The 505-nt window shown below is 66.3% G+C and carries 1 protein-coding gene; it reads left to right on the forward strand.

Annotated elements, in window-relative coordinates; genetic code table 11:
• Window positions 1-79: 79 nt before the first annotated feature.
• The coding region (locus ACT3T5_RS19615; protein ID WP_444595336.1) for a transposase at window positions 80-505 on the forward strand (426 nt) is incomplete at its 3' end.

The raw sequence follows: 505 nt of genomic DNA on the forward strand, positions 1-505 counted from the left end.
CCTACGTGTCAGGGTTGAGTGAGTCCACCGGTTTATAGCAAGTCCGCCTCGTGGGGCGAGTTGAAGGATCACCAATCTGATGAGTTTGAGTTCCCCGGTCGCGGTCGTCGCGGCCGATGATGGAGTCGTGAGCGCACCCTCGATCCCGGACGGGCCGACGCGTCGGCGTTCGTTCTCGCCGGGCCAGAAGTTGCAGTACCTGTCCGAGTACGAGGTCGCGTGCGAGACGGGTGAGGGCGCGGGATACCTGCGCCGACATGGCCTGTACTCGTCGCTGATCTCGGAGTGGCGCAAGCAGCGCGACGCGGGTCTGCTGGAGGGCAAGAACCCCGGCGAAGCGGTCGGTCGTCCCAGCGCCGCGCAGGCCGAGAACGCCCGGTTGAAGGCGCAACTGCGGAAGGCCGAGGTGGAGTTGTCGATGACGCGGACGGCGTTGGAGATCATGGGAAAAGCGCACGCGCTCTTGGGGCAGATCTCCGAGAGCGCGGACACCGACCCGCGGCGC

This window comes from Brachybacterium sp. AOP3-A1-3, from assembly GCF_052378285.1.
Taxonomy (GTDB): Bacteria; Actinomycetota; Actinomycetes; order Actinomycetales; family Dermabacteraceae; genus Brachybacterium.